A 24,281-nucleotide genomic window follows, 5' to 3' on the forward strand; every position below is an offset into this window, starting at 1 on the left:
CATCCGGTCCTTCATTCGTCGGCTTTCAGCCTGGCCGACAGGCTGGCAAAGGCACGATGCAGTGTCACGCGTACCGCGCCCGGCGTCATCTTCATGCGTTCGGCGGTTTCGCCGACCGAGACCCCATCGACCGCGATCGACCGTATCACCGAGCGCTGCTTATCCGGCAGCAGCGCCAAATGGCGTTCGACATCTTCGGCCTCGGTGCCGGGACGCTCCTCGGGCGCGGCGAGCAGCTCTGCAAAATCCTCCACCGGCACTTCCACCCGCCGCCCGCGCCGACGCAGATGGTCGATCAGCTTGTTGCGCGCGATGGTGCGGAGCCACGGCCCGAGTGGGTCACCCGTCCGCCAGGTATGCCGCTTCAGATGCACCGCCAGCAGCGTCTCCTGCACCACATCCTCGCTCTCACCTGTCGGCGCGCCCATCTGTCGGAGGCGCCGCTGCACGATGGTTCGTATTGCGGGCGCGATCTCACGCAGCAACCGCTCATAGGCTGACTCATCGCCACCCAGCGCCGCCTGCATCAACTGCATCCAGCGCTGCTCGCGATCATCCATCAACACGTCCCCGAAGGTAAGTTCGTTGGCTGCGGGCCGATCGTTACAGTGCAGCCGCGCGATCGGCGAAATTTGTGCCGCGGCATTTTTCTTCGCTCACCGCTGTAACGCAATGGCGGGCACGTCCGAAAGAGGATGTAGCGCCGGGTTGAATGACAGGCCCGCGCCAAAGCAACCTCACAGAGGACATCCTTCCATGACCACCAAGAACACCCTCGCCGCCGCCACCCTCGCCGGTTCGCTCGCCGCTGCGCTCGGCATGGTGGCCGCCGCCTCCGCCGGCCCGGTCGCTCCGCAGCCGAACATGGACAAGTGCTATGGCGTCTCGATGGCTGGCCAGAATGACTGTGCCGCTGGCGCCGGCACCACCTGCGCCGGTACCTCCAAGGTGAATTACGACGCCAAGGCCTGGAAATACGTCGCCAAGGGCACCTGCGAGAACATCAAGACCCCGAAGGGCATGGGCCATCTGAAGGCCATGTGACACCGATCCCGCGAACCGGAGGGCGCCTTTTCGCGCCCTCCGCATCCCACGCAGGAGATTTCCATGACGACGAAACTTCCCGCCGGCGCCGGTGTCGGCTTCAAGCCCGAACATTTCGACGCGATCCTTGCCGATCCTGCCGCTCCGATCACCTTTCTCGAAATCCATGCCGAGAACTATATGGGTGACGGCGGGCGGCCTCATGCCCAGCTTGCGGCGCTTTGCGAGCGCTTCGCACTCTCCATCCATGGCGTCGGACTTTCCATCGGCGGCGAGGCGTCGCTCGACAAGGCGCATCTGGCGCGTCTCAAGGCTCTGATCGAGCGCTACCGGCCGGAGAGCTTCTCGGAGCATCTCGCCTGGTCGTCCCATGGCGGCGCGTTCTTCAACGATCTGCTGCCGCTGCCCTATACGCCAACGACGTTGGCCCGGGTCGCCGATCATATAGCCGAGGTACAGGACACACTCGGGCGCCGCATGCTGCTGGAGAACCCATCGACCTATGTGCGCTTTGAGGAGAGCACGATCGGCGAGGTGGATTTTCTCGCTGCGCTGGTGGCCCGCACCGGCTGCGGCCTTCTGCTCGACATCAACAATGTCTTCGTCTCCTCCGTGAACCACGGCACGGATGCGCGGTCCTATCTCGCCAATTTTCCGCTCGAAGCGGTCGGCGAAATCCACCTCGGCGGCCATGACGAGGATATGGACGACCACGGCGCACCACTGCTGATCGATGCCCATGGTAGCGCGGTCGCGGATCCGGTCTGGACCCTGTTCGCCGAGGTGATCGCACGCACCGCGCCGCTCCCCAGCCTGATCGAATGGGATAACGACGTGCCCTCATGGCCGGCGCTCCGCGCCGAGGCGGCGCGTGCGGCTACGGTGCTGGCGCGCCCTTTCCGCCGCGTAGCGGCCTGAGCCATGACCGCGCTCACACTGTTTGCGGCGGCGCTCACAGCGCCGGATCGTCGCCCGCCGCCGGAATTCGCCGGGCATGCCGAGCGGCGCTTCGCGATCTACCGCAACAATGTTGCAGTCGGGCTGATCCGCGCGCTTGAGACGCGGTTCCCCGTTTTGGTCTCGCTGCTGGGTGAGGAATTCTTCCGTGCGATGGCGTGGGAGTTCACCCGTGCGCACCCGCCGAGCTCGCCGGTGCTGATGAGCTTCGGCGATGAGCTGCCGGCCTTCATCGCCGGCTTCGAACCAGCGGAGGAGATGCCCTACCTCGCTGACGTCGCCCGGATCGAGATTGCCCGCACGCGCGCCTACCATGCGGCGGACGTGCCTCGGATTGGCGCGGAGGCCTTCTCGGTGCTGACGCCGGATGAGATCTCGGCGATGCACGTCGAGCTTCATCCGGCGGTCACGGTGCTCCGCTCGCCTCATCCGATCTGGGCTATTTTCGCCCTGGCAAGCGGCTGGCAACCTGCCGCGGCCATAGACGACTGGCTGCCGCAGGCGGTGGTGGTCGACCGCCCCGCATTCGACGCCGTCGTACGTCCGCTGACCACGGGGGCCGCGCTGTTCCTTGGCGAGCTCGGCGCGGGTCAGCCGCTCGGCATCGCGGCCGCCGGGGTCGCACAGGAGGCGCCGGATTTCGATCTGCCCGCTGCGCTCGCCACCCTCATTGGCAATGGCCTGGCGACCCGCATCCACGTTCTCGATGGAGACGTTTCATGACCGCGATCGATCACCGTGCTTCGGCGGCCAGCCTCTCTTCCACGATACTGCGCGTGCGTGACCGGCTCGACACCGTCCCGCTCTCGCTGGTGCTGCTCTGCGCGCGCATCTTCCCGGCGACCGTGTTCTGGCAGTCCGGCCAGACCAAGGTCGAAGGCTGGCAGGTGACGGACAGTGCCGTCGCCCTGTTTCAGGAAGAGTACCGGTTACCCGTCATCGATCCGTCGCTCGCCGCCCACCTCGCCGCCTTCGCGGAGCACTTCTTCCCGGTGCTGCTGGCGCTGGGCCTTGCGACACGGTTCTCGGCGCTTGCGCTGTTCGGGATGACGATGGTGATCGAGATCCTGGTCTATCCCGACGCCTGGCCCACCCATGGCGTGTGGGCGACCTGCTTCCTGCTGCTCATCCTGCGCGGACCCGGCGCGATCTCTTTGGATTCGTTGATCGCAAAGCGGTCGCGATCGTGAAGCGCTCGCGACTATCCGGGAAACACGGCCAGCCCATTCGACCAAAGCGCGGACCTCACGCATCGATATGGGCTGACCGAGAAGTCATCAAGCCGGAATATCTCAAGCTGGGCCCGGCCGGCGACCGGCTGCGTGACGGCGCGCTCGATGCCTTTCTTCGTCGGCGGCTACCCGACCGGTGCGGGAATTTTTTGGCCCGGATAAGAAGCTCGACAAAAAGCAAACGCCACGGCGATGTTCCGTGGCGTTTGTTGTCGCCGGGTCAGGTGTAGCCGAAAGGAAGGTCGATGACCCGCGTCGCGCTCTATGCCCGCTATTCCTCAGATCATCAGCGGGAAGCCTCAATCGAAGATCAGCTTCGCCTCTGCCGGGAGCAGGCGAGACGCGACACGTGGAACGTGGTCGCCACTTACAAGGGCGCAGGGATTTCCGGTTCGAGCATGATCCTGCGACCGGGCATCCAGATGCTGTTGCAGGACGCCCAAGCGGGATAATTCGATGTGGTGATGGCCGAGGCGCTGGACCGCATCAGCCGCGACCAGGCTGATATTGCGACGCTGTTCAAGCACCTCAAATTCGCCGGCGTGCCGATCGTCACATTGGCCGAGGGCGAGATCAGCGAATTGCACGTCGGCCTGAAGGGCACGATGAATGCGCTGTTCCTCAAGGACCTTGCCGCCAAGACGCATCGCGGCCTCCGTGGTCGTATCGAGGACGGCAAGTCGGGCGGTGGGCTCTGCTACGGCTACAAGGTGGTGAAGAACCGGCTCAACCGGGAGCGCCGCTCGAATGGCGACGCCTGGAAAACCGAGCTGGTCAAGGTGGAGAAGCAGATCAGGGGTATCATCGAGGCCATCAAGGCTGGAATGTTCCATGAGAGCATGAAGGCCGAAATGGACGCGTTGGAGGCGCGAAAGAAGGAGCTTTCAGCGCTGCTGGCCGACGTTCCCAACGACGTGCCGGACATGCTGGCGAGGGCCGCGGCAATCTATGCGAGCAAGGTCGCGACGCTGACCCACGCGCTGAACCGGCCAGAAGAAAGGCCTCAAGCAGCGGAAGCCTTGCGGATGCTGGTCGAGCGGATCGTGCTGACGCCCGGCAATGAACGAGGCGAGATGTTCGCGGCGCTGCACGGCGAACGGCTTACCATCCTCGAATGGACCGAGCGCCAAGCAACCAAAAAGACCGGCAGAAAAACAAAACCCGCAGCCGAGGCTGCGGGTTTGTCGGTATCAGTGGTTGCGGGGGCAGGATCTAATCTTCACTTGCGCCCCGAGCAAGTAAAGATGGTTGCGGGGACCGGCGTCGATCATAACTTGCGATCGACGCCAGCAAAGATGGTTGCGGGAGCATGCACCCATCTTAACTTGCTTTTTCGTACGGCAGCATAAATGTTGCCAGAACTTCGGCGCCACGTCCATCGAGTCGACGCGAAGGATTGCCAGGAATTATCGGCTGAAGTCGGTCTTACTAACGACTAGCTTGAGATTACCGTGCTCATCGATAATTTCTCGCGGGCGCAATTTTGAGACCCAAGTCGGGTGCATTCCCCCATCGCGCCCGCTCTTGATCGGGGCAGTTTCCACGCCCTGCGAGACGAGTTGCTCGAACTCCTGGTCATCACGGCGCTGCTTTTTCCGCACCGCCTGAGCGATCTCCGGTGGCACTTCATAGGCCGGGCATTCGCCATATGGATCGAATTTCAACTGAATGGCATCATCTCCTGGCGCGAACGCATTGAACACGTAGCGTTTATTGCAGACATCGACTTTAGGTGGGCGGTGCGTCACCTCGAAATGATCGTTGCCGTCCTTGAGCATGCGCCAGAACGGCATGTGGGGGTTTCCGCGATGCCTGGCCATGTTGGCGGGGGTCATGCGGAACGGGAAAGCTTGCACTTGGAAAGATCTCTGTCCGCCGGAGAAGGACTCCCGGCCGAGTGCGAAGATTTCCAGGATTTGCGCGTCGGTCATCGCGTAGCAGCCTTGCGAAGAGCAATCGCCATGCACCATGAGATGGGTTCCGGTGCGCTCATGGGCACGATCGAAGGCGTTCGGGAAGCCGAGATTGAACGACAGATAATACTCCGAATTCGGGTTCATCTGCGCCGGCGTGATGTCATAAAAGCCTTCCGGCGTCTGCCGGTCGCCTTCCGTGATCTTCGGGCCGAGATCTCCTGACCACTTACAGATTGGATAGGTTTTCAGGAGCACGAAGCGGCCTTTGCGATCTTCCTTCCAGACTTCGAGCTCGGCTTCCACCTTGAATACGCGCAGGAGGATCGGCGACCCAAATTCCATGTTCAGAGTTGCCATTTCTGCTCGCAGCCTGCTCGGGACAGGGGCGGTTGCCTTAGTGCTGGCGCTCGCCAATATGTCGGTCTGGCAGCCCCCAAGCGCCGCCGCCCCTAATAGAGCAGCCGAGTTCGCGATGGTCCGCAACGCGCTTCGGCGGGCGATCATTTTGCCGGGCTTCAACGTCCTTCCCCCGTTTCCAATCGCCCGAGGCAACATCTCAAACTTAACGCAAGCTTAAAGGAGGAACCCTCGGCAAAGGAGACAGTGAGATCGGCAAATAGCTATATGGATCATGATTTTCGAGCGATCCCTATTGCATGACTTTCCGCGGATTGAACCAACGGTACATCTGGATATTGCAGCCAAATGGTCCGATGGTCGCGGCGTAGACGCCCTGAGTCTGCATCAGGTTTTGAGAACCGCTCGGATAACGAAAGCGACCAGCGTCAACACCAGGACGCTGGCAAGCCAGATGGCGGCGAACCACATCAGACGTTTCCAGAGCTTCGGCAAAGCCTTGTCAGTGGTATCCGGTTTCATCGACTTTGCCTCGGAAGACCCAATAGGCCCAGGCTGTGTAGGCCAGGATAACCGGGACGAGCAGGCCCGCACCGATCAGCATGAAGACCTGACTTCGTTCGGGCGCGGCGGCATCCCAGATCGAAACGCGGCCGGGGATCACATCGGGCCAGATCGAAATCGCCAGCCCGGCCATCGAGAGACCGAACAGGATAAGCGTCATCGCAAACGGCAGCCAGTCACGGCCGAGGTCGATCGATCGCCAGAGAATAAATGCGGCAATGGCGACGAGCAGAGGCATTTGGGCCGCGGCGAGCACACCCGGCCAGCCGAACCAACGTTGGTAATAGCTGGCATCGAGAAAGGGAGTCGCCGTGCTGACAGCGACGATTGCCCCGACAAGGGCGATCGTGAGCATGCGAGCATGTTTGCGCGCATGGGCCTGCGTTGGGCCGTCAGTCTTCCAGATCAACCACCCCGCTCCGAGCAGTGCATATCCCGACATTAGGCTGACACCCGTAAGAAGGGTGAACGGGGTGAGCCAGTCCCACCAGCCGCCGCCATAGGCCCGGCCCTCGACATGGATGCCTTGAAGAAGCGCGCCGAGCGTGATCCCCTGAGCGAAAGTGGCGACAACCGACCCGCCGCAAAAGGCTATATCCCAGAAACGTCGATGGCCGGGATCACGCCACCGGAATTCGAAGGCGACGCCGCGAAATACCAAGCCAAGCAACATTGCGATGAGCGGAGCGTAGAGGGCCGGAAGCACGATTGCGTACGCAAGCGGGAACGCGGCCATCAGGCCGCCGCCGCCGAGAACTAGCCAGGTCTCGTTGCCGTCCCAAACCGGCGCGATGCTGTTCATGGCGCGGTCGCGCTCGCCGCCAACGCGAAACGTCGGGAACAGGATACCGATTCCGAGATCGAACCCGTCCATGACGACATAGGCTGCCACGGCAAAAGCGATGATCGCTGCCCAGATGATGGTGAGATCGATCATCACGACGCTCTCCCTTCGACGGCCACTGCCGGGGTGATGCCGGCGGCGCGGATAGGCTTTCCACCCGACGGATCGGCTGTCTCGTGGGGCTGCGGTGGTTTGGCCATTAGCTTCAGAATGTAGAAGGTCCCCGCGCCGAAAACCGCGAAGTAAACGACGATGAACGCGACCAATGAGGCGGCGACAGCGGGTGCCTCCAAGGGCGCCGCCGATTCCGCCGTCCTCAGCAGGCCGTAGACTGTGAAAGGCTGACGCCCGACCTCGGTTGTGACCCAGCCGGCGATCACCGCCACGAAACCGCTCGGCCCCATTGCGATCGCAGCGCGATGTAGCAACGGCCAATCGTAAAAACGTTTGCGATACCGGGCGGCGAGGCTCCAAAGGCCGAGCCCCAGCATCGCGAAACCCAGAGCAACCATGATGCGGAAGGACCAGAAGACCACGCCAACCGGCGGATGCTGATCCTCGGGAATCGTGTCGAGTCCGGCCAGGGGCGCATTAAGATCGTGCTTTAGGATGAGGGAGGACGCCTTCGGAATCTCAAGGGCGTAGTCGACGCGCTTCTCGGCGCTGTTGGGGATACCGAACAGGATGAGCGGCGCACCTTCGGGATGACTGTCGTAGTGCCCCTCCATCGCCATCACTTTGGCGGGCTGGTGCTCGAGCGTATTAAGGCCATGCAGATCGCCGGCGAAGATCTGGATCGGCGCGACAATCGCCGCCATCCACATCGCCATGGAGAACATTTTGCGCGCGCCGGGATTCGTCTTGTCTTTGAGAAGATGCCAAGCGCCGACCGCGCCGACCACGAACGCCGTTGTGAGGTAAGCGGCGATGACGGTGTGAACGAGGCGATAGGGGAAGCTTGGATTGAAAACGATCGCCCACCAGCTCGGGCCGGGCAGAAACTGGCCGTTGGCGCCGATCTCGAAGCCGGTCGGCGTCTGCATCCAACTATTGACCGACAAAATCCAGAAGGCGGAAATGAAGGTGCCGAGCGCGACCATGCAGGTCGCCACGAAATGCAGTCTCAGCCCGACCTTGTTGATGCCGAAGAGCATCACGCCAAGGAAGCCGGCCTCAAGGAAGAAGGCCGTCAGCACCTCGTAGGCCATCAACGGACCAATGACGGGACCGGCCTTGTCGGAAAAGACCGACCAGTTCGTGCCGAACTGGTAGGACATGACGATCCCCGATACGACGCCCATCCCGAACGCAAGTGCGAAGATCTTGAGCCAGTACCGGTACAGATTGGCGTAGACCCCATTGCCGGTCTTCAGCCAGAGCGCCTCCAGAACCATGAGGTAGCTCGCCAAGCCGATGGAGAAAGCCGGGAAGATGAAATGGAAGCTGACGGTAAAGGCGAACTGGATTCTGGCGAGCAGCAGGGCGTCGAGCATCGCGGTTTTCCTCGGATTGAGCAGAGGTGCGGGTCCCGACGCGCCGCCCGCCAACAACAGCCGACCCGTCGAGTACTGAAACTCCGCTCCGCGGCCGAGCTTCACGTTCATTGTCGGGCTTCCTGAAAGCTTTGATCGGGCACGCCCAGCTCGACAACGGCAGCATTTGCCACCACGGCACGCCAATCACTTATGTTATTGTCGAACTATGTAATTATGTAAGCGTCTTGCGTCAACCCGAACGCCGTGCGACATAGTGGGTGAATGACGTTTGCGAGACCGCTTTACGAATGGACAATGTGACCACGTATCCCAGTGCTTTGCGGATGGGCGACCCCGCTCCCGACTTCGAGGCACGTTCGACCCAAGGAGCGCTCCGGCTTTCCGACTACAGGGGCCGGTGGCTTGTCTTCTTTTCCCACCCTGCGGATTTCACCCCGGTCTGCACGACGGAGTTCGTGGCGCTGGCGAAGGCGCACGACCGTTTCGCCGCGCTGGACTGCGCCCTGGTCGGATTGTCGGTGGATAGCCTTTATGCGCACCTCGCCTGGACCCGAGCGATCCGCGAGCTCTTCTCGGTCGAGATCCCCTTCCCGGTCATCGAAGACCCGTCGATGCTCGTGGGTCGTGCCTACGGCATGATCGACGAGGCCGCCGAGAACAGCGCAGGGGTGCGGGCGACCTATTTCATCGATCCGGAGGGCGTGATCCGTGCGATTACGCATTATCCCCTGACGATCGGTCGTTCGATCGACGAGATGCTGCGGATGGTGACGGCGTTGCAGGCTGCCCACTCAGGAGACAAGCTCGCCCCGGCGGATTGGCAACCGGGCCAGCCGCTGCTCTTGCCGGCGAATGAAAAAACACAGCAGGAAACCGACTGGTTCTGCCGGAGAGAGGCATGAAAACCCTGTGGCAGTCGCGCGCGCAGGCTGATGTCGCGGCCGACAAACTGCGTAAATTCGCTCAGCCTCAACGGCTGATGATCCTGTCCCTCCTGCTGGACGGGGAAAAATCCGTAACCGAAATCGATATGGCCTCTGGAATCGGCCAGCCTGCCCTTAGCCAGCAGCTTGCGGAACTGCGCAAGGCCGAGCTGGTAACGACACGACGCCAGGCCAAGCAGGTCTATTACAGCCTAGCCGACGAGTCGGTCATTCTGTGCGTGCGCAGCATCGAAGCCGTGTTCGGGGCCGGAGATCCGGAGCGGGCGCTCCTGAACATGGTCAGGCCGGAAGCCCGCTCCGAGCGGAATGGCATCGTGCGCGGCGCCGCGAATTTCGCCCGGATTCGCTGACCAGTCCGCATTGCCTTAAGCCAGCCTTAAGCTCGTGAGCCAAGCACTCAGCCATCCGGTGGCGCGTTGCCCGGAAAGGATGGGCAAAATGGGTGCATCGTCAAAGCGCAGTATAACGCTTCTTCAAATCAATGACACGCATGGGTATGTGGAGCCGCATCCAGAATTGATCTGGCACGGCGCGACGCCGCGCTTTCCGATGCTCGGCGGTTACGCCCGGATCGCGGGATATTTCAAGAAGGTTCGAGCGGAACGTCCCGACGCCGTCGTCGCGCTGGACAATGGCGACACCTTTCATGGGACCTACGCGGCCGTCTCTTCGCGAGGCGAGGCGCTGGTACCGCTCACCAATGCGCTCGGCCTCGACGCCATGACCGCACATTGGGAGTTTGCCTGGGGGCCGGCGCATTTCAGGGCGCTGGCAAAGCGCCTCGACTACCCGGTGCTGGCGGTCAACTGCTTTGATTTGAAGACCGGCCGTCGCCCATTTCGCCCGTCGCGCATTATAGAGCGTGGCGGGGTCAGGATCGGAGTGGTCGGAATCGCGGCGACGATCCTCGACAAGACGATGCCGCCGCATTTCAGCGAAGGGCTACGCTTCACGAACGGAGACAAGGAGCTGCCGCGCGAGATTCGCAGGCTCCGTCAGAAGGAACGGGTTGATCTCATCGTCGTCCTGTCCCATCTCGGCTTGCCACAGGATATCAAGCTCGCCGGACTCGTAGATGGGCTGGATGTCATCCTGAGTGGCCATACCCATGACCGGCTTGAGAAGCCGATCGTCGTCAATGGAGCAACCATCATCCAGTCTGGTTGTCATGGCGCCTTCGTCGGCCGTCTGGATCTCGGCGTCGAGCGCGGGACGGTCCGGGTCGAACGGCATGAGCTCGTCGCCATGGATGAGACGATTGATCCTGATCCCATGATGTCGGATTTGGTCGAGGCGGTGGTGTCACCCATGCGTGACCACCTGGCCACCGCGGTGGGCAGCGTGGATGCCGCCCTGCATCGCAACACGATCCTTGACTGCTCGATGGACGACGTCCTCCTGGCGGCGCTCTGCAACGCCTCGGGCCGGGAAATCGCCTTCTCGAATGGCTGGCGTTACGGCGCTCCGGTCGTGCCTGGCCCTGTCAGGCTGAGCGATCTGTGGAACATGATACCGGTCAATCCTCCGATCTCGACGGTGATCCTCAAAGGAGAGGAAATTCGCATGATGATGGAGGAGAATCTGGAACGGACGTTCTCGCCAGACCCCTTCGGCCAGATGAGCGGTTACGTGAAGCGCTTCTGCGGCCTGACGATCCTGGCAAAGATCGAAAATCCATCCGGAACCCGCATAGCGGAGATTTTCGTCGGGGACCAAAAGCTCGACCTCGATGCATCCTATGACGTTGCCTTCGTCACCGCCCAGGGAGTGCCCGGCCGTTTTGGGCGTGATCGGGGCCAGATGTCCGTCACGGCGATCGAGGCCCTGGAGGCCTATTTCCGCCACCCGCCCGCTAAGGTGACAAGTCCTGGCCGCGTGATCGCGATATGATGACGCCGCTAGCTTGCTGGTGCGTCCGAGAGCTTCGCGGGCGGTCCCTCGGCTGCCGATGAGGGCGCCGTAGCGGGCGGCAGGGTCAGTCGGAGGCTGTTGAGACCGACCGACAAGGAGCTCGCGAGCATAGCGAGTGCAGCCAGCGATGGAGACAAGACGCCGAAGATTGCGAAAGGAATGGCGGCGAGGTTGTAGACCAGGGCGAGGCCGAGATTCTGTCGTGTGACGGATGCGGTGCTGCGCGCAAGGTTCATCCCGGTCAAAAGCCGGCCAATGCCACCTCTGACAATCACCACGTCGGCGGTCTGGGCTGCGGCACTGTGGGCCCCCGCGACCGATATCCCGCAATCGGCGGCGGCGAGTGCCGGGGCATCGTTCACACCGTCGCCGAGGAACAGGACCGGCGAGGCCAAGGCCTTCACGAGTTCGGCCTTCCCGGCCGGCGTGCAGCCGTGACGCACCTTGTCGTGCGGAACGCCGAGCGCGTCGGCGATCCGCAGAGTCGGCCCGACGGCATCTCCCGAGGCGATCCATGTCTCAACGCCGAGCGCTCGAAGCCGGGCAAGCGTCTCCCGCGCGTCACTGGTCGGGGCATCGGCCAGGGCGAGCGTCGCGATGCGGATACTGTCCAGGGTTACGGCCAGCGAGGTCAGTCCGTCGTCGCGCTCAATTCCGTGAACAGCGATGCGGTGTCCGGCGTGATCCTGCGCCTCGGCGCCCCGCTCCAGACGCGTCCCGCCCGCCCCTTCTTCCCGGCCGTGCCGATCGACGACCGCGCGCGCCAGCGGGTGGTCGATTCCGGTTTCCGCTCGCGCGGCGATTTGCAGAACTTCGGCTTCGGACCAGCCGGACGCCGGAGCAACGTCGACCACGATGGGGCGTCCATGGGTCAAGGTGCCGGTCTTGTCGAAGATGGCAGTCTTCGGACGGGCGAGCGCCTCGAAGGCGGTGGGATTACGCAAACGTAGGCCAGAGGCCGCGGCGATGCTGGCCGCGCGCGCCTGAGCGAGCGGAGCGGCGATCGACAACGCACATGGGCAGGCCGCCGCCAGCACGGTCAAGGCTCTGAGGACGGCATCCTGCGGGGTGACGCTAAACAGCGGTGTCAGGAGCGCGGTCAACAGCGCGAGCGCAGGAATTGCCCAGCTCAGCGCGGCGGCGAGACGATCGGCGCGTGAGGCAGCCGCGCCGCGCCGGGCAAGCTCGATCGCGATCGCTCCGCCCATCCGGTCGAGATCGCGGTCGCCGAACGCACGGTCGGTCGCGACGACAATGCGCCGCTGGAGATTGACGGAGCCGGCCTCGACGCGCTGCCCGACCTCGACGGGAATCGCCCGGCTCTCGCCCGTCAACACGGCGCGGTCGACCAGCGTCGCGCCCTCCCGCACGGTTCCATCGACGCCAACAGTCATTCCGGCGTCGATGACGACGAGATCACCGATTCCGACCTGCGCGCACAGGACCACCTCGTCTCCCGACGCCGTACGCCTGACGGCGGTTTCAGCGGCCGCGTCCTCGAGCGCCTTCAGCGCATCGAGGGCGCCGCGACGGGTGGTGGAGTCGAGCAGTCGCCCGACCAGAAGAAGCGTGATCAGCATCGTCGCTGTGTCGAACCAGACATGGGAGGAGCCGGAGACGAGCGAGGCGATGGAAAGGAGGAAGGCGCCGCCGGCGCCCAGCGCGATCAGCAGGTCCATGCCGGGCGCGCGCAGGCGGATCGATCGCACAGCCATCCAGAAGATGTCGGCTCCCGCCCAAGCGACAACCGGCAGGGCCAGCAGACCGGACCCGAGCGCGATCCACCACGCGACGTCCGGATCGAGAACGGAGACGTAGAGCACGACGGCAAGAGCCATCGACCACATCCCCGACATGACGGCGACGGCAAGGCGCAGCGAGAGGCGGCTTATATCGGCTGTGAGGATCGCCGAGAGCTCCTCGGGCCGGTGGCGGTCGATCAGCCTGTAACCGGCGCGTGAGACAGCGGCGGCAATGTCGTCAACGGAGAGCCGCTCCGCGTTCCAATCGACCAGCATTGACGCGGTCAGGTGATGCACCCCGACGGCGCTGACCCCTTCCAGCCGGCCGATCTGCCGTTCCAGCCCGCGCGCGCAGCCGCCGCAAGCCATGCCACTGACGCCGAACAGGCGGCGCACGGCACTCAGTCCACGGCGCCGACCGGACGTTCCGGATCCGGCGTTCCCACCCCGAGCAGCACCCCGTTGACGGTCTGACCGTAGTAGATCTGATCGCCGTCGTGGTACTGCTTGCGTGTTTCCTCGATCGTCTTGCCTTTCTGTCTCGCATCCTTCGGGCGCTCGAAGCTGTTGATGTAGGCAGCGACGTCCCAGGCGTCCTGATCGGTCAGTCGGCCGGGCTGCGACAACGGCATGTTGTGCTTGATGAAAGCGGCCGCGGTGTCGATGCGCGCCATGCCGGCGCCCCAATTATAGGAACTGGCGCCCCAGAGCGGCGGGAAGACATAGCGCCCGTTGATGTCCTTCTGGCCCTGTCCGTCACCGCCATGGCACACGGCGCAATTGGCCGCGAACACCTGCGCGCCGCGTTCGGGGGAGTAGCCGAGCTCCGTCTTGGCAACCTTGCCGAAGCCGACACCCTCCAGCTCCTTGTTCGTCGGCGCGTTGGTCGCCAGCCAGAAGAAATAGCTTTCGAGATCGCGATAGATGTCGTCGCCATGCGGCGGCGGGCCGCCGTTGACCGAGTGCTGGGCATTCATCGAGAAAGTGAAGCAGCCCTGGACACGGTCTTCCATGGTGTTGATCTGCTTGTTCTTCGACCGGTATTTCGGGTACTGGACCCAGGCAGCCCACATAGGCGCCGAGAAGGGCTGGCGGCCGGCGCCGAGATGGCAGTTCGAACAGGACAGGCCATTGCCGACATACTGCGAGGCGTTGGTCGAGGTGTTCATGAAGATCGCCTGCCCGCGCCGGACAGCAGCACCGAATTGGTCGTTCGGAATCTGGTCGTCGGTCGGTGGCTGGAAGAAGCCGGCGGTCGCATGGCCAGCGGTGTCCTGCGCAGTCTGTCGACCCGGAATGAAACCACTCTCATAGGCGAGTGCGCCGAGCGCGGCGACGATCAGGCCCGCTCCGGCCGCATGGATCCACATTCGCGCGATGCGTCCCTTCTGGGGATCGGCGGGTTTTGCGCTTACGCTTTGCACAGGCTCCGTCATGGCCGTTCTCCGATCTTTGCAATCTTGGCGTCTTCTCCTGCCGGCACGGGGGGAAGCGAGGCGAGATAGTCTGCGACCGCCCTGCGATCGGCGTCGGAGAGCGCGCGGGAAATTCGTCCCATCAGGTCGAGCGAGGAATTGTTGCGCTGTCCACCGACCCAAGCGGCGAGTTGGCTTGCCGTGTAGGAGGCGTGCTGGGCGGCGAGTGCGGGAAACTCCGGCGAGACGCCGAAGCCCGAGGGTCCGTGGCAGGAGAAGCAGGCAGGCACGTTGCGGCTCCAGTCGCCGTGCAACGCCAGCGCCTCGCCGCGCGCGAGATTGCCGCCGAGTTCCGGTTTGGCGTTAGAAGGTACGCGCAGGCCGGCATAGTATTCGCCGAGCTGGCGCTTCTCCTCGTCGGTCAGCGACGCCACCACGATCTTCATGGATTCGTTCTGGCGACGCCCGCTATGGAAATCGTCGATCTGCTTGACGATGTAATCGGCGGGAAGGCCCGCCAGACGCGGGACGTTTTCCTTGCCCTGGCCTAGATCGCCGTGACAGCTCGCGCAGGCCCATTGCTCGCCGCGCCCGGTAAAGATCATCGCGGAGACGTCCGGGCTGAGGGAGACGGCAGTCTGCTCCACGAAGGGGGGCTGACTGCCGAGTTCGAGTGCGGTTGAGGACGCGATCTCCGTCCCGCCTTTGAAGCTGCCCTCGTCCGCGAGCTCGCCGCGCAGCTTCGCGACGGCTGCCGCTTCGATCGTTTCGGACGACTTGCCGAAGCGGTGCGCCACATAGGTCGCGAGTTCGCCGAGCTCGACATCGGTCAACACGCTGGCGAAGCTCGGCATGTGGCCGTTGAAATTGTGATCGCCGACGCGGATCGGCCCATCGATGCCGCGCAACAGGATCGTCGAGACGAGCTCGGGGCCTTGCGCGACGAAGGCGGAGCCGGCGAGCGGGGGAATAGCGCCGCGCACGCCCATGCCGTCAGGCTGGTGGCATGTCGAGCAGCGGGCGACGAAGAGCGCGGAGCCTGGCTCCGTACCGGCGCCCGTCGCCACACGGCTTTCCGCGATGCGCTCATCGCGCGCTGCCGCGACATCCTCGCGCGTGTCGAACAGCGTCGCCGCGCCCCAGATGCCGAGGCCGACGGCGATAGCGATCAGCGGCCATGGCATCTTGCCATGAAGCTCGTAGGGCTCGAAGTTCTCGTCGGGCCGTCCGGCAGAGTCCTTGCGGGGAGATTTGTCTGCCGTCATCGCGCGCCCTCCGGACGGTTGTAGCCGTCGTCGCGCAGCGCGTTGGCGGGCGCGGGATAGGTCCGGTCGAGCGATTGCAGGTAGGCCGTCAGGTCGAGCGCTTCCTGCCTGGCGATCACGACGCCGGATTTCGGCGCGTATTCCGATGGAAGGGCGACGACGACATCGCCGGGCGCAGCCGCCCCCTTTTCTTCGAACAGGAAGGGATAGGCCGGCATGATGCTCCAGTCGAAGATGGCGCGCGGCTGGTAGAGATGGGTCAGATGCCAGTCACGCGAGGGAAGGCGCGCGCCGACATTGAGGAGGTCCGGTCCGGTGCGCATCGTGCCGAGCTGGTGCGGACGGTCGTAGGTGTAGTCGGCGGCAATCGCCGGCCGGCCCCAGCCACGCACGCCGTCAGGCGCCTGGTCGGGCGAGCGCGGCTGCTGGCTGTGACAGTAGACACAGCCGAGCGAGACATAGACCTCGCGCCCGCGCAATTGTTGCTCGGTATAAGGCTTGAGCTCCGGCGGGATGTCGTGCCGGCTGATCTGGATGCCGGGCGCGATGACGAGCATGAGGGTCGCGAAAGCGAGAATGCCGAGGGCCAGAATGGAAAGAGGGAGATAGCGGTTCATTCTGCGGGCACCACCTTTGCGGCGGCCATTGCCCGGCGCGGAAGAAGGATAGCGGCGACGTTGATTGCGAAGACGATGTGGCCGAGCGTCATCAGGCCGCCGCCGACGCTGCGAGCTTCGAGATAGGGAATCGTGACCGTCACGCTGTCGGAGAACGGGCGGGTCGCGTCGAGCATGGCTAGGCCCTGAAGCACGCCTCCGATCGAAAGCCCGAAGAAGTAGATCGCGAAGCCGACGACGATCAGCCAGAAATGCGCGTTGATAAGCGCCGGCCAGGGAAAGGCCCGTCCGGTCATGCGCGGCAGCATGTGATAGGCGGCGCCGAACATGACGAGTGTCACGAAGGCATAGGCACCGAGATGGGCGTGGCCGACCGTATAGTGGGTGAAATGGGTGACGGTGTTGATCGAGCGCAGCGCCTCGGTCGAGCCCTGGAACGAGGCGAGCGTGTACATGACCGCGCCGAAGGAGATGAAGCGCAGCGGCAGCGATTCCTTCAGCGCCCAGAGATTGCGCGCGACGGTGACGTGCTGATTGATGGCGACCGCGATTACCGGGATGAACATCATCACCGAATGGACGATCGACAGGGTCACAACCCAGGTGGGCACCGGCCCGCCGATCAGATGATGGATGCCCACCTGGCTGTAAAAGAGCGCGAGGCCCCAGAACCCAAGCAATGAGACGGAATAGGAGTAGATCGGCTTGCCGATGATCTTCGGGATGAAATAATAGGCCGTGCCGACCCCGAGCGGCGTCAGCCAGAGCCCCAGCACATTATGGGCGAACCACCAGTTGACGGTCGCCTCTTCGACGCCGGAATGGATGTAGGGGATGTTGGCGATGACGAAGAGACAGGGGAACCACAGGATGCCGGCGAGGAAATACCAGCCGGACACATAGATGTGGTGCACCTGCCGGGCGATCGTCGTTTTGACCAGAGGGATGACAAAAAACACACCGGCGAGCGCCAGCAGCATGTCGAGCTGCCAGGGGATTTCCAGCCATTCCTCGCCATCGGTCCAGCCGTTGGCGATGGCAATGGCTCCAAGACAGACGGCGATGTTCCAGAGGATCGCGCCGATGATCGGCAGCCGCGGGGCACGCAACGGCGTGTGGAAGATGCGCGGCAGGATCCAGATCATCGAGGCCACGCCCATCTGCGAGAGCCAGCCGTATATGACGAGGTTGAGGTGCAGAGTGCGGACGCGGCCGAAGGTGAGCGGCGCATAGGCCGAAAGCCAGTCGTGCCAGTGCAGCTTCAGCGAGGCGATCAAGCCGAAGGTCGAGCCGACGATCAGCCAGACGGTCGCCGCGACCAGAAGCACGGTGACGGGCTTCTTGGAAATTCGATCGATCCCGGAGGTAGCCGCGTCGAAGTAATGGCGTCTGGCAGGCGAGTGTTCGGCATCGGGACTGTCGAGGTGGCCTTCATCGCCGGCCGCGAAAATGACTTTGGCGTCGTCCTGATCGAGCTTGAGCTGCCGGTTGCTGATCGCCCAGATCAGGAAGGCGAGCGCGAGCAACGATACGGCGAAGCTCAACGCCAGCAATAGTCCCATCGTCACCATGCGCTATCCCTCCCGCTCGCGTCCTGGCTCTTGCGGCAGGCACACGGAGTTCAGCGCTCGGAAACCAACCTTAAGGCAAGCTTAAGAGAAGCGATCCAGCCACAAAAAAGTCACGTTTAGTACCGGGCGTCCTTGGGCTTCTTGACGCCCTTCCAGTCGTTCACCTTGCCGGCGAAATCGGGCCGCGGCATGTGGGTGAAGAATTCCGCGACGTCGACGGCATCCTGATCCGACAGCACCCCGCCGGCTCCGAGCGGCGCCTCCAGATGCATGGCCGGCGGCATGGCGTATTTGACGAACTGCGCCGCCTTGTAGGTCCGGGCAAGGCCTGCGCCAATGTTTAACGATTCATCACCCCAGAGCGGCGGGAAGATGTAATCTCCGGCCTGATCCTTCATGCCCTGGCCGTGGGCCCCATGGCAGGAGGCGCACTGGGCGGCGTAGATCGTCCTCCCCCTCTCGGGATCGGGCACCAGGCTCTCGTCGATCGGCCCGGCGTTGCGCACGGCTGTCTTGTCGCCTTTCGCCACCCCCTGGCGCAGCCAGTCCATATAGGCGAGCATCGCATGCATCTCGGTGCTGTCTGTGCCGAGCGGCTTGCCGTTCATCGAGCGCTGGAAGCAGCCGTTGATGCGCATGGTCAGATCGACCTCGCGGTTGGCGCGCGGATTGAAGGACGGATAGCTGTTGGTCGTGTTGATGTAGGGATTGGCGTCGGACAGCTTTCCCTGAGCCATGTGGCACGAATTGCAGTTGAGACCATTGCCGACATTCGCAGGCAGCAGGCGCGCGGTCTCGTTGAGGAGCCGCTGTCCAAGCCGAATGGCATCGGCGTTCGGTTCCGCCGCAATGGTATTGTCCGCCGGAATTCGATAGTCGCCGATCCTCTTGCCGTTGGCATCCAGCACTGCGATCGCGTCCACGGCCGGCGCGTCAAGTGTCGGCTCGTGCAGGAACGCGAATGCTCCTGCTGTCGCAGCGACCGCCACGATGGCAGCTCCGGTCAGTGTAAGGGAGCGCTTGTTCATTTTTGTTCTCCCGGCACGTAGTGTTTCGGTTTGCGCTCAATCTCGTGGCGCATACGCGAGATGTCGGCTTCACTGATCTCGCTGCCGTGATTGCCCCAGCCGTTGCGGATAAAGTTCAGGACGTCGGCGACCTCGCGGTTGGTGAGGCTGGCGAAGCCCGGCATGGTGAAGGCCATTGTGTCGTGCGGGGTCTTCGGCATCCGCCCTCCGGCGAGCGTCACCTGAATGAGCGAGCTCGGATCGTCGGCGAACACCATCGAATTTCCGGCGAGCGCCGGATAGATGCGTGGCGCCCCCTTGCCGTCCATACGGTGACAGATCGCGCAGTGCTCGACATAGGAGGTGGCGCCCGGTGCGCTGTAGTCGCCGGCCTTGAGCGCCGCGGTGGTGATATCCTCTTTCGGCTGCCATGTCGGACTGCGGCCGTCGCGAGCTTTCAGGGATTTCAGATAGGTCGCGATCGCCGTGAGGTCTTCGTTCGACAGATGCTGGGTCGAATGCTCGACGACATCCGACATTGAGCCGAAGGCGGCGGTCTTGTCGTTGCGTCCGGTCTTCAGGAAGTCGACGATTTCGGCGGTCGTCCATGTCGAGAGGCCGGTGTCCTCGCCGCGCAGGTTCTTCGCGTACCAACCCTCAAGAACCGAGCCCGACAGGAAGCGGCTGTTGGCGCCGTCGGCAAGCGCCGTCTCCTGAAACGCGATGCCGCGCGGCGTATGACAGGCGCCGCAATGGGCGAGCCCCTCGACCAGATAGGCCCCACGCTCAAGCTGCGCATCCGTGACCGTGGTGGTGAAGTGGCGGGGCTGGGCGAAAGCGAGCTGCCAGTAAGCGAGCGGCCAGCGCATGCTGAGCGGCCACGGCATGGTCGTTGGCTGGTTGTCCTGCCGAACGGCCGGGACGCTCGACATGAAGTAGGCGTAGAGTGCCTTGATGTCGTCGTCGCGGACGACGGCATAGGAGACATAGGGCATGGCCGGGTAGAGATGCGTGCCGTCCGGTCGGACACCCTTGCGCACGGCCCGCTCGAAATCTCCATAGCTGTAGCCGCCGATCCCCGTGTCCTTTTCCGGGGTGATATTCGTGGAATAGATCGTGCCCATCGGTGTCTGCATGCCGAGCCCTCCAGCGAAGGGCTTGCCGCCGGGGGCGGTGTGGCAGGCGATGCAATCGCCGGCATGGGCGAGATATTCGCCCTGCCGGATCAGGGTCGCATCCGTACTATCGACGGACGCTTCGGTCTTCGGCTTGAACCAATACGGCGTCGAGATGGCGATGGCGTAGGACAGACCAAGCCCGCATACGCCGGCAAATGCGAGTTTGAGCAACAGTTTCACGACACGTTCCATGACTTTCTTTAATTATGTAAATATCCTAACTTTCCTCCATCCCGCTTTGATTTCAATCAATGAGAACGGGGACGCTTCAGCACCTAAGCGAAGGGGCGCAGGCGTCGAATGAGATCGCGCGCGGTCACGGACCCGACCGACCGGGTGCCGCTGTATTCGCGCCCACTCTCGGTCTGGACCACGAAGAGCGTCGGCGGCCCGTCGGCGCGCAGGTATCTGAGGAGCTCGCGGCTCGTCTGATCCATCCGGGTGACGTCGACCTTGATCAGCGCGATCCGTTGCATCGCGTGCTGGACACCGGGATCGGGCAGGATTTTCTGATCGATCGTCTTGCAGACGGCGCACCATTCCGCTCCGATGTCGACAAGTGCCGCCTGGTAGTGCGGCGACAGCCGCGCCAGGGTCTCGTGATACTCGCGCAGGTTCGTGACGAGCGAAGGTGCGGCGGTCGCGTCGGCAGACAGAGCGCAGGCTGCCGCCATCGAGAGCGCGCCGACGAGGATCTGCCGCCGCGTTGCAGCGCCCTCAAGCTGTCGTGAGACCTTCTGGCGGCTCGCTGGTTTAGAAGCGCGGTCGCGGACCGCAAAGTATGTCCATTTCGTATGAGGCATGCAGGGTTCTCCGTTGTCGATGGCAACGGGAAGCGCCGGCCTTAAGGCAGGCTTAAGGTGGGGCTGGAGTTTCGGCCTTCTGAACTGAACGAATTCAGAAGGTTGAGAGACAATTGACGAACACCATGTTTATCGGCCCGATGGGCCGACGCGCGTTCATGCTCGGTGCCAGCGCCTTTATTTTGGCCGGCTGCGTTTCGACCGGCCAAACCGTTCCGACGATGACGCCTGTCGCTGAGATCGAGCCGGAACCTGTGGTCCCGCTCATGTACGCGGCGCTGCCGAACGAGCAATTTCCGATCCCCGAAGTCGATGTCTCCAAGGTCGACCAGAAATGGTGGCGAACCGAAGTCGACTATCCGACCGGCGAAAAGGTAGGGACGGTCGTCGTCGATACACCAAACCGTTATCTGTATCATGTCAGATCGAACGGTCGGGCGACCCGGTATGGCGTGGGCGTCGGACGTGATGGGTTCGCCTGGGCCGGTCAGGGGCACATCGCATACAAGCGCGAATGGCCTCGTTGGCGTCCGCCCAACGAAATGGTCGCGCGCCAGCCTGAACTCGAGCCGTATAGCATCGACAATGGCGGCATGCCTCCCGGCTTGAACAACCCGCTCGGCTCCCGGGCGCTTTATATTCATGAAGGAAACCGCGATACGATCTATCGCATCCATGGCACTCCTGAATTCTCAACCATCGGGAAGTCGGTGTCCTCTGGTTGCATCCGCATGCTCAATCAGGATGTCATTCATCTCGCCGACAACGTCCGCGACGGCAGCGCTATTGTGGTCATCCCCGATCCCTCGATGTCGCATTTGCTGGTTGGATAGCTGGGGTCAGATGCCGAACGAAGTCGTCAGCTATGAAGTCGAGATGCGTGGCTATGTGCTACACGCGAGCTACTTCGGGCCTCGGGATCGATCGGCGTTGCTGCTGCACGGCGGCGGTAACACGGCCTCCGCAGACATATTCCCGCTTCGCGTCGATCTCGCCGAGCGCGGTATTGGTACGCTGGCATTGGATCATCGGGGCCATGGACTGACCGGCGGCGATGTACAGAAGAGTTCGCTGGCGCTGAGGGTCGACGAAGCGCGAGCAGCGATCGAGGCGGTCCGGCCGCGCAATCTGCTCGGTGCGGTTTCCATGAGCATGGGAGGCTATGTCGCTGTCAGGTTGTCGCAAACCGTCTCGCTGAACGCCCTGGTCATGATCGCGCCGGCGATGTACGTCGGCCAGGCGTTTACGGTGCCCTTTGGCCCGGCGTTTTCGGCCATCATCCGGCGCTACGAGAGCTGGCGCGACAGCGATGCCTTTGACATCCTGAGACGTTTCGGTGGGCGGGTGCTGATCGTTGCGGGCGAAGAGGATCGAACGATCCCGGCCGGCGTGATCGAGGCTTGCGCGGACGCAATGCCTTCCGATTGCTCCGCCGTGATCTCGCTACCCGGCGTCGATCACTTCGTGATGAGCCGCCTGCGCGCGGGCCCGGCCGATCGTCTGGCCGGAATCCTGGATCGGATGGCTGCGGCCCTTCTGGGAGATGATCAGGGGTGTGCCTCCGCAATATCCGCTCCGGGCCGTGCGGAAGCCTGAGCGGCGACGCGAAGCTCGGCATGCTCCGCCCCGATCGCCGGCAACGGAAGGGCATCGTGCCTTGCCTTTTCCGCGACGAGATCGATCAGCGCAGACATGCCGGAATGCCCCACGCCTTCCTCGATCGCGCTGTCATGCGCGCGAAGATGGCGGATTTCCCAATGCCCGAACGATCGGATCAGCAGGTCCTGCGTATAGAGATGATCGGCGTGCGGCGGGCCGCCGGTGCCATAGCCGAGCTGTTCGACGCGATAGCCCTGCATGATCAGGAGCCCGCCCGGCCTCAGGCAGGTGTGGAAGCCTTCGAACATGATCCGGCGCAGCTCGGGCGGAGCGAACTGCACGAAGATCGCGACGACGAGATCGTAGGCCTCGGGCTCCCACTCCCATTCGGCGAGATCGGCAAGCACGGTCTCCAGGGTGACGCCGCGCCGGCGGGCGAGCTCGCGCGCCTTGGCAAGGCCGACCGTCGAGGCGTCGATCGACACGACGTCGAGGCCGCGCTCGGCGAGCCAGACGCCGTTACGGCCCTCTCCATCGGCCACTGCGAGCGCCTTCATGCCTGGCTCAAGCCGGAAGGCTTGCGAGGCAAGAAAGGCGTTCGGCTCAGTCCCGAACAGATAGTCTTCACCTTCAAATCTACGATCCCAATCGTTCTCCATGGCAGTCGTCCCAGTGGCTTGAAAGGCTTCCGGCTCGAGGAGACAGAAGCCTGTTTTTGTTAGGCAGGCATATTGTCGGTATGGCTAGATCACGACAACCTTCGAACCCGTCGGAACCCGGCGATAGAGGTCGATGACATCCTGGTTCATCATGCGGATGCAGCCGGAGGAAACGGCATGGCCGATCGTTTCCGGCTGGTTGGTGCCGTGAATGCGGAACAGGGTGTCCTTGCCGTTCTTGAAGAGATAGAGCGCACGGGCGCCCAACGGATTGTTGGCTCCGCCCTCCATGCCTCCGGACCATTGGGCGTATTTTTCCGGCTCGCGCCTGATCATGTCCGGTGTGGGCGTCCACTTCGGCCATTCCTGCTTCCAGGCGATATTGGCGGTGCCCGTGAATTCCATTCCCTCGCGGCCGACGCCGACGCCATAACGCATCGCCTTTCCGCCCTCCTGAACGAGATAGACGAAGCGGTTTTTCGTATCGACCACGATGGTGCCCGGCCGCTCGCTTGTGCGGTAGTCCACCTGCTGCCGGAGGTTCTTCGGATTGACGCGAGATGTGTCGATCGCCGCGACCGGAAACCTTTCATTGGTCTGGGCGGCGTAGCTGGCGACTGTCGCGGGCCGATTGCGGTCAAGCGGCTGCGTGACGGCGGTTGTCGGCATCGTCGCCGTGGTGCAGCCGGCGGCGACCAGGCTGAACAGGAAGGCGGAAAACAATCCGCTCTTTTTTGATAGACTCATTTCGATTCACGCATCGTTGTCCGCGCTCCGGTCAGGGAATGCGGATGGTTCAGGTTCGGGGTTAAGGGAACGGGCCGCCCGCCATCGGATCGGGCAGGCAGGCATCATGTCGAGCCTCCAAGCCTCTCGATGGCGGCATTGAGCGCCTCGCGCGAGATCTCGCCCATGTGCATGGAGGCGAGTGTCCCGTCGGCTCTGAGGAACAGGGTGATGGGAAGTCCCATGCTTCCGTAGTGGCGGGGGATCTGCATCGACTGGTCGAGCAGGACGCGATCGAGCTTGAGGTTGTTGATTTCCGCGAAGAACTGACCCTGGATTTCCACTGAGAATTGACCCGGGCTGATGGTGGTCGGCGGTCAGGTGGCGGTCAAGTTTCGTGGCTTCTCCCTGGTGGGTTTGGGTGGCTTTGCCGA

Annotated in this window: 25 protein-coding genes and 1 pseudogene; 10 read left to right on the top strand and 16 right to left on the bottom strand. The window is 63.2% G+C overall.

Annotated features, from left to right (window positions below):
* Positions 1–11 precede the first annotated feature (11 nt).
* Positions 12–560 carry a sigma-70 family RNA polymerase sigma factor gene (locus tag VRZ77_RS17505; RefSeq protein ID WP_414593890.1) on the bottom strand — a complete coding sequence of 183 codons (549 nt, stop codon included), beginning with the start codon at positions 558–560 and terminating at the stop codon, positions 12–14.
* A gap of 196 nt (positions 561–756) precedes the next feature.
* Here VRZ77_RS17505 and VRZ77_RS17510 point away from each other — a divergent pair, with 196 nt between their 5' ends.
* The 5 genes and pseudogenes from VRZ77_RS17510 to VRZ77_RS17530 all read left to right on the top strand — a co-directional run bounded on the left by VRZ77_RS17510 (position 757) and on the right by VRZ77_RS17530 (position 4,582).
* Positions 757–1,044, top strand: a complete 288-nt coding sequence (locus VRZ77_RS17510) for a DUF2282 domain-containing protein (RefSeq protein ID WP_414593891.1) — start codon at positions 757–759, stop codon at positions 1,042–1,044.
* A 63-nt stretch (positions 1,045–1,107) separates the two neighbouring features.
* A complete protein-coding gene (locus VRZ77_RS17515) occupies positions 1,108–1,962 on the top strand; it encodes a DUF692 domain-containing protein (protein ID WP_414593892.1) in 855 nt (284 codons plus the stop codon).
* Positions 1,963–1,965: 3 nt separating this feature from the next.
* Positions 1,966–2,724: a putative DNA-binding domain-containing protein gene (locus VRZ77_RS17520; RefSeq protein WP_414593893.1), complete on the top strand. Its 759-nt coding sequence runs from the start codon at positions 1,966–1,968 to the stop codon at positions 2,722–2,724.
* The gene (locus tag VRZ77_RS17525) at positions 2,721–3,191 is read left to right on the top strand and encodes a DoxX family protein (protein WP_414593894.1); all 471 of its coding nucleotides are present in this window, start codon (positions 2,721–2,723) and stop codon (positions 3,189–3,191) included. The genes VRZ77_RS17520 and VRZ77_RS17525 overlap by 4 nt, the downstream gene beginning before the upstream one ends.
* 287 nt (positions 3,192–3,478) lie before the next feature.
* Positions 3,479–4,582, top strand: a pseudogene (locus tag VRZ77_RS17530) (recombinase family protein).
* A 57-nt stretch (positions 4,583–4,639) separates the two neighbouring features.
* Here the strand turns inward: VRZ77_RS17530 and VRZ77_RS17535 are convergent.
* The 4 genes from VRZ77_RS17535 to VRZ77_RS17550 all read right to left on the bottom strand — a co-directional run bounded on the left by VRZ77_RS17535 (position 4,640) and on the right by VRZ77_RS17550 (position 8,407).
* Complete coding sequence (locus VRZ77_RS17535; protein WP_133036373.1) at positions 4,640–5,668, bottom strand: L,D-transpeptidase family protein; 1,029 nt, start codon at positions 5,666–5,668, stop codon at positions 4,640–4,642.
* A 225-nt stretch (positions 5,669–5,893) separates the two neighbouring features.
* Positions 5,894–6,028: a DUF2474 family protein gene (locus VRZ77_RS17540; RefSeq protein ID WP_133036374.1), complete on the bottom strand. Its 135-nt coding sequence runs from the start codon at positions 6,026–6,028 to the stop codon at positions 5,894–5,896.
* Positions 6,009–7,007, bottom strand: coding sequence for a cytochrome d ubiquinol oxidase subunit II (gene cydB / locus VRZ77_RS17545; RefSeq protein ID WP_162853170.1), 999 nt, complete (start codon positions 7,005–7,007; stop codon positions 6,009–6,011). The genes VRZ77_RS17540 and cydB overlap by 20 nt, the downstream gene beginning before the upstream one ends.
* Positions 7,007–8,407 carry a cytochrome ubiquinol oxidase subunit I gene (locus VRZ77_RS17550; protein WP_133036448.1) on the bottom strand — a complete coding sequence of 467 codons (1,401 nt, stop codon included), beginning with the start codon at positions 8,405–8,407 and terminating at the stop codon, positions 7,007–7,009. The genes cydB and VRZ77_RS17550 overlap by 1 nt, the downstream gene beginning before the upstream one ends.
* Positions 8,408–8,697: 290 nt before the next feature.
* Between VRZ77_RS17550 and VRZ77_RS17555 the strand changes: the two genes are divergently transcribed.
* From VRZ77_RS17555 to VRZ77_RS17565, 3 genes are all read left to right on the top strand, one after another.
* The gene (locus VRZ77_RS17555; RefSeq protein ID WP_133036375.1) at positions 8,698–9,312 is read left to right on the top strand and encodes a peroxiredoxin; all 615 of its coding nucleotides are present in this window, start codon (positions 8,698–8,700) and stop codon (positions 9,310–9,312) included.
* On the top strand, positions 9,309–9,704 hold the full coding sequence (locus VRZ77_RS17560) for an ArsR/SmtB family transcription factor (RefSeq protein ID WP_133036376.1): 396 nt from the start codon (positions 9,309–9,311) through the stop codon (positions 9,702–9,704). Before VRZ77_RS17555 ends, VRZ77_RS17560 begins: the two co-directional genes overlap by 4 nt.
* A gap of 88 nt (positions 9,705–9,792) precedes the next feature.
* Positions 9,793–11,244: a bifunctional metallophosphatase/5'-nucleotidase gene (locus VRZ77_RS17565; protein WP_414593895.1), complete on the top strand. Its 1,452-nt coding sequence runs from the start codon at positions 9,793–9,795 to the stop codon at positions 11,242–11,244.
* 8 nt (positions 11,245–11,252) lie between these two features.
* Here the strand turns inward: VRZ77_RS17565 and VRZ77_RS17570 are convergent, their stop codons facing one another.
* From VRZ77_RS17570 to VRZ77_RS17605, 8 genes are all read right to left on the bottom strand, one after another.
* On the bottom strand, positions 11,253–13,403 hold the full coding sequence (locus VRZ77_RS17570; RefSeq protein ID WP_133036378.1) for a heavy metal translocating P-type ATPase: 2,151 nt from the start codon (positions 13,401–13,403) through the stop codon (positions 11,253–11,255).
* Between the two features lie 5 nt (positions 13,404–13,408).
* Positions 13,409–14,443 carry a c-type cytochrome gene (locus tag VRZ77_RS17575; protein WP_245507837.1) on the bottom strand — a complete coding sequence of 345 codons (1,035 nt, stop codon included), beginning with the start codon at positions 14,441–14,443 and terminating at the stop codon, positions 13,409–13,411.
* Positions 14,440–15,687, bottom strand: a complete 1,248-nt coding sequence (locus VRZ77_RS17580; RefSeq protein WP_133036379.1) for a c-type cytochrome — start codon at positions 15,685–15,687, stop codon at positions 14,440–14,442. Before VRZ77_RS17580 ends, VRZ77_RS17575 begins: the two co-directional genes overlap by 4 nt.
* Positions 15,684–16,304 carry a cbb3-type cytochrome c oxidase subunit II gene (locus VRZ77_RS17585; protein WP_133036380.1) on the bottom strand — a complete coding sequence of 207 codons (621 nt, stop codon included), beginning with the start codon at positions 16,302–16,304 and terminating at the stop codon, positions 15,684–15,686. Before VRZ77_RS17585 ends, VRZ77_RS17580 begins: the two co-directional genes overlap by 4 nt.
* Positions 16,301–17,875: a cbb3-type cytochrome c oxidase subunit I gene (locus VRZ77_RS17590; protein WP_133036381.1), complete on the bottom strand. Its 1,575-nt coding sequence runs from the start codon at positions 17,873–17,875 to the stop codon at positions 16,301–16,303. The genes VRZ77_RS17585 and VRZ77_RS17590 overlap by 4 nt, the downstream gene beginning before the upstream one ends.
* Before the next feature lie 116 nt (positions 17,876–17,991).
* The gene (locus VRZ77_RS17595; RefSeq protein ID WP_133036382.1) at positions 17,992–18,903 is read right to left on the bottom strand and encodes a c-type cytochrome; all 912 of its coding nucleotides are present in this window, start codon (positions 18,901–18,903) and stop codon (positions 17,992–17,994) included.
* Positions 18,900–20,252, bottom strand: a complete 1,353-nt coding sequence (locus tag VRZ77_RS17600; RefSeq protein ID WP_133036383.1) for a cytochrome c — start codon at positions 20,250–20,252, stop codon at positions 18,900–18,902. The genes VRZ77_RS17595 and VRZ77_RS17600 overlap by 4 nt, the downstream gene beginning before the upstream one ends.
* An 83-nt stretch (positions 20,253–20,335) precedes the next feature.
* A complete protein-coding gene (locus VRZ77_RS17605) occupies positions 20,336–20,863 on the bottom strand; it encodes a thioredoxin family protein (RefSeq protein ID WP_133036384.1) in 528 nt (175 codons plus the stop codon).
* A gap of 125 nt (positions 20,864–20,988) precedes the next feature.
* On the opposite strand from VRZ77_RS17605, the gene VRZ77_RS17610 reads away from it, so the two are divergent.
* Positions 20,989–21,696: a L,D-transpeptidase gene (locus tag VRZ77_RS17610; RefSeq protein ID WP_133036450.1), complete on the top strand. Its 708-nt coding sequence runs from the start codon at positions 20,989–20,991 to the stop codon at positions 21,694–21,696.
* A 10-nt stretch (positions 21,697–21,706) separates the two neighbouring features.
* Positions 21,707–22,459, top strand: coding sequence for an alpha/beta hydrolase (locus VRZ77_RS17615; RefSeq protein ID WP_162853171.1), 753 nt, complete (start codon positions 21,707–21,709; stop codon positions 22,457–22,459).
* Here the strand turns inward: VRZ77_RS17615 and VRZ77_RS17620 are convergent.
* From VRZ77_RS17620 to VRZ77_RS17630, 3 genes are all read right to left on the bottom strand, one after another.
* Positions 22,411–23,121, bottom strand: a complete 711-nt coding sequence (locus tag VRZ77_RS17620) for an SAM-dependent methyltransferase (protein ID WP_133036386.1) — start codon at positions 23,119–23,121, stop codon at positions 22,411–22,413. The two genes, VRZ77_RS17615 and VRZ77_RS17620, sit on opposite strands and share 49 nt — an antisense overlap.
* A gap of 84 nt (positions 23,122–23,205) precedes the next feature.
* Positions 23,206–23,868 carry a L,D-transpeptidase gene (locus VRZ77_RS17625; protein WP_133036387.1) on the bottom strand — a complete coding sequence of 221 codons (663 nt, stop codon included), beginning with the start codon at positions 23,866–23,868 and terminating at the stop codon, positions 23,206–23,208.
* A gap of 104 nt (positions 23,869–23,972) precedes the next feature.
* Positions 23,973–24,191 carry a TlpA family protein disulfide reductase gene (locus tag VRZ77_RS17630; protein ID WP_414593896.1) on the bottom strand — a complete coding sequence of 73 codons (219 nt, stop codon included), beginning with the start codon at positions 24,189–24,191 and terminating at the stop codon, positions 23,973–23,975.
* Positions 24,192–24,281: the final 90 nt, after the last annotated feature.

Source organism: Ancylobacter sp. G4_0304, from assembly GCF_047501495.1.
In the GTDB taxonomy this organism is placed as follows: domain Bacteria; phylum Pseudomonadota; class Alphaproteobacteria; order Rhizobiales; family Xanthobacteraceae; genus Ancylobacter.

Bases quoted from the DNA above. Each gene is read 5' to 3' on its own strand.
- VRZ77_RS17520 (WP_414593893.1), top strand. From the start codon at position 1,966: ATGACCGCGCTCACACTGTTTGCGGCGGCGCTCACAGCGCCGGATCGT.
- VRZ77_RS17605 (WP_133036384.1), bottom strand. From the start codon at position 20,863: ATGCCTCATACGAAATGGACATACTTTGCGGTCCGCGACCGCGCTTCT.
- VRZ77_RS17510 (WP_414593891.1), top strand. From the start codon at position 757: ATGACCACCAAGAACACCCTCGCCGCCGCCACCCTCGCCGGTTCGCTC.
- VRZ77_RS17595 (WP_133036382.1), bottom strand. From the start codon at position 18,903: ATGAACAAGCGCTCCCTTACACTGACCGGAGCTGCCATCGTGGCGGTC.
- VRZ77_RS17525 (WP_414593894.1), top strand. From the start codon at position 2,721: ATGACCGCGATCGATCACCGTGCTTCGGCGGCCAGCCTCTCTTCCACG.
- VRZ77_RS17580 (WP_133036379.1), bottom strand. From the start codon at position 15,687: ATGACGGCAGACAAATCTCCCCGCAAGGACTCTGCCGGACGGCCCGAC.
- VRZ77_RS17620 (WP_133036386.1), bottom strand. From the start codon at position 23,121: ATGGAGAACGATTGGGATCGTAGATTTGAAGGTGAAGACTATCTGTTC.
- VRZ77_RS17515 (WP_414593892.1), top strand. From the start codon at position 1,108: ATGACGACGAAACTTCCCGCCGGCGCCGGTGTCGGCTTCAAGCCCGAA.
- VRZ77_RS17610 (WP_133036450.1), top strand. From the start codon at position 20,989: ATGTTTATCGGCCCGATGGGCCGACGCGCGTTCATGCTCGGTGCCAGC.
- VRZ77_RS17585 (WP_133036380.1), bottom strand. From the start codon at position 16,304: ATGAACCGCTATCTCCCTCTTTCCATTCTGGCCCTCGGCATTCTCGCT.
- VRZ77_RS17600 (WP_133036383.1), bottom strand. From the start codon at position 20,252: ATGGAACGTGTCGTGAAACTGTTGCTCAAACTCGCATTTGCCGGCGTA.
- VRZ77_RS17565 (WP_414593895.1), top strand. From the start codon at position 9,793: ATGGGTGCATCGTCAAAGCGCAGTATAACGCTTCTTCAAATCAATGAC.
- VRZ77_RS17615 (WP_162853171.1), top strand. From the start codon at position 21,707: ATGCCGAACGAAGTCGTCAGCTATGAAGTCGAGATGCGTGGCTATGTG.
- VRZ77_RS17505 (WP_414593890.1), bottom strand. From the start codon at position 560: ATGGATGATCGCGAGCAGCGCTGGATGCAGTTGATGCAGGCGGCGCTG.
- VRZ77_RS17555 (WP_133036375.1), top strand. From the start codon at position 8,698: ATGGACAATGTGACCACGTATCCCAGTGCTTTGCGGATGGGCGACCCC.
- VRZ77_RS17550 (WP_133036448.1), bottom strand. From the start codon at position 8,407: ATGCTCGACGCCCTGCTGCTCGCCAGAATCCAGTTCGCCTTTACCGTC.
- VRZ77_RS17575 (WP_245507837.1), bottom strand. From the start codon at position 14,443: ATGACGGAGCCTGTGCAAAGCGTAAGCGCAAAACCCGCCGATCCCCAG.
- VRZ77_RS17540 (WP_133036374.1), bottom strand. From the start codon at position 6,028: ATGAAACCGGATACCACTGACAAGGCTTTGCCGAAGCTCTGGAAACGT.
- VRZ77_RS17625 (WP_133036387.1), bottom strand. From the start codon at position 23,868: ATGAGTCTATCAAAAAAGAGCGGATTGTTTTCCGCCTTCCTGTTCAGC.
- VRZ77_RS17560 (WP_133036376.1), top strand. From the start codon at position 9,309: ATGAAAACCCTGTGGCAGTCGCGCGCGCAGGCTGATGTCGCGGCCGAC.
- VRZ77_RS17590 (WP_133036381.1), bottom strand. From the start codon at position 17,875: ATGGTGACGATGGGACTATTGCTGGCGTTGAGCTTCGCCGTATCGTTG.
- cydB (WP_162853170.1), bottom strand. From the start codon at position 7,007: ATGATCGATCTCACCATCATCTGGGCAGCGATCATCGCTTTTGCCGTG.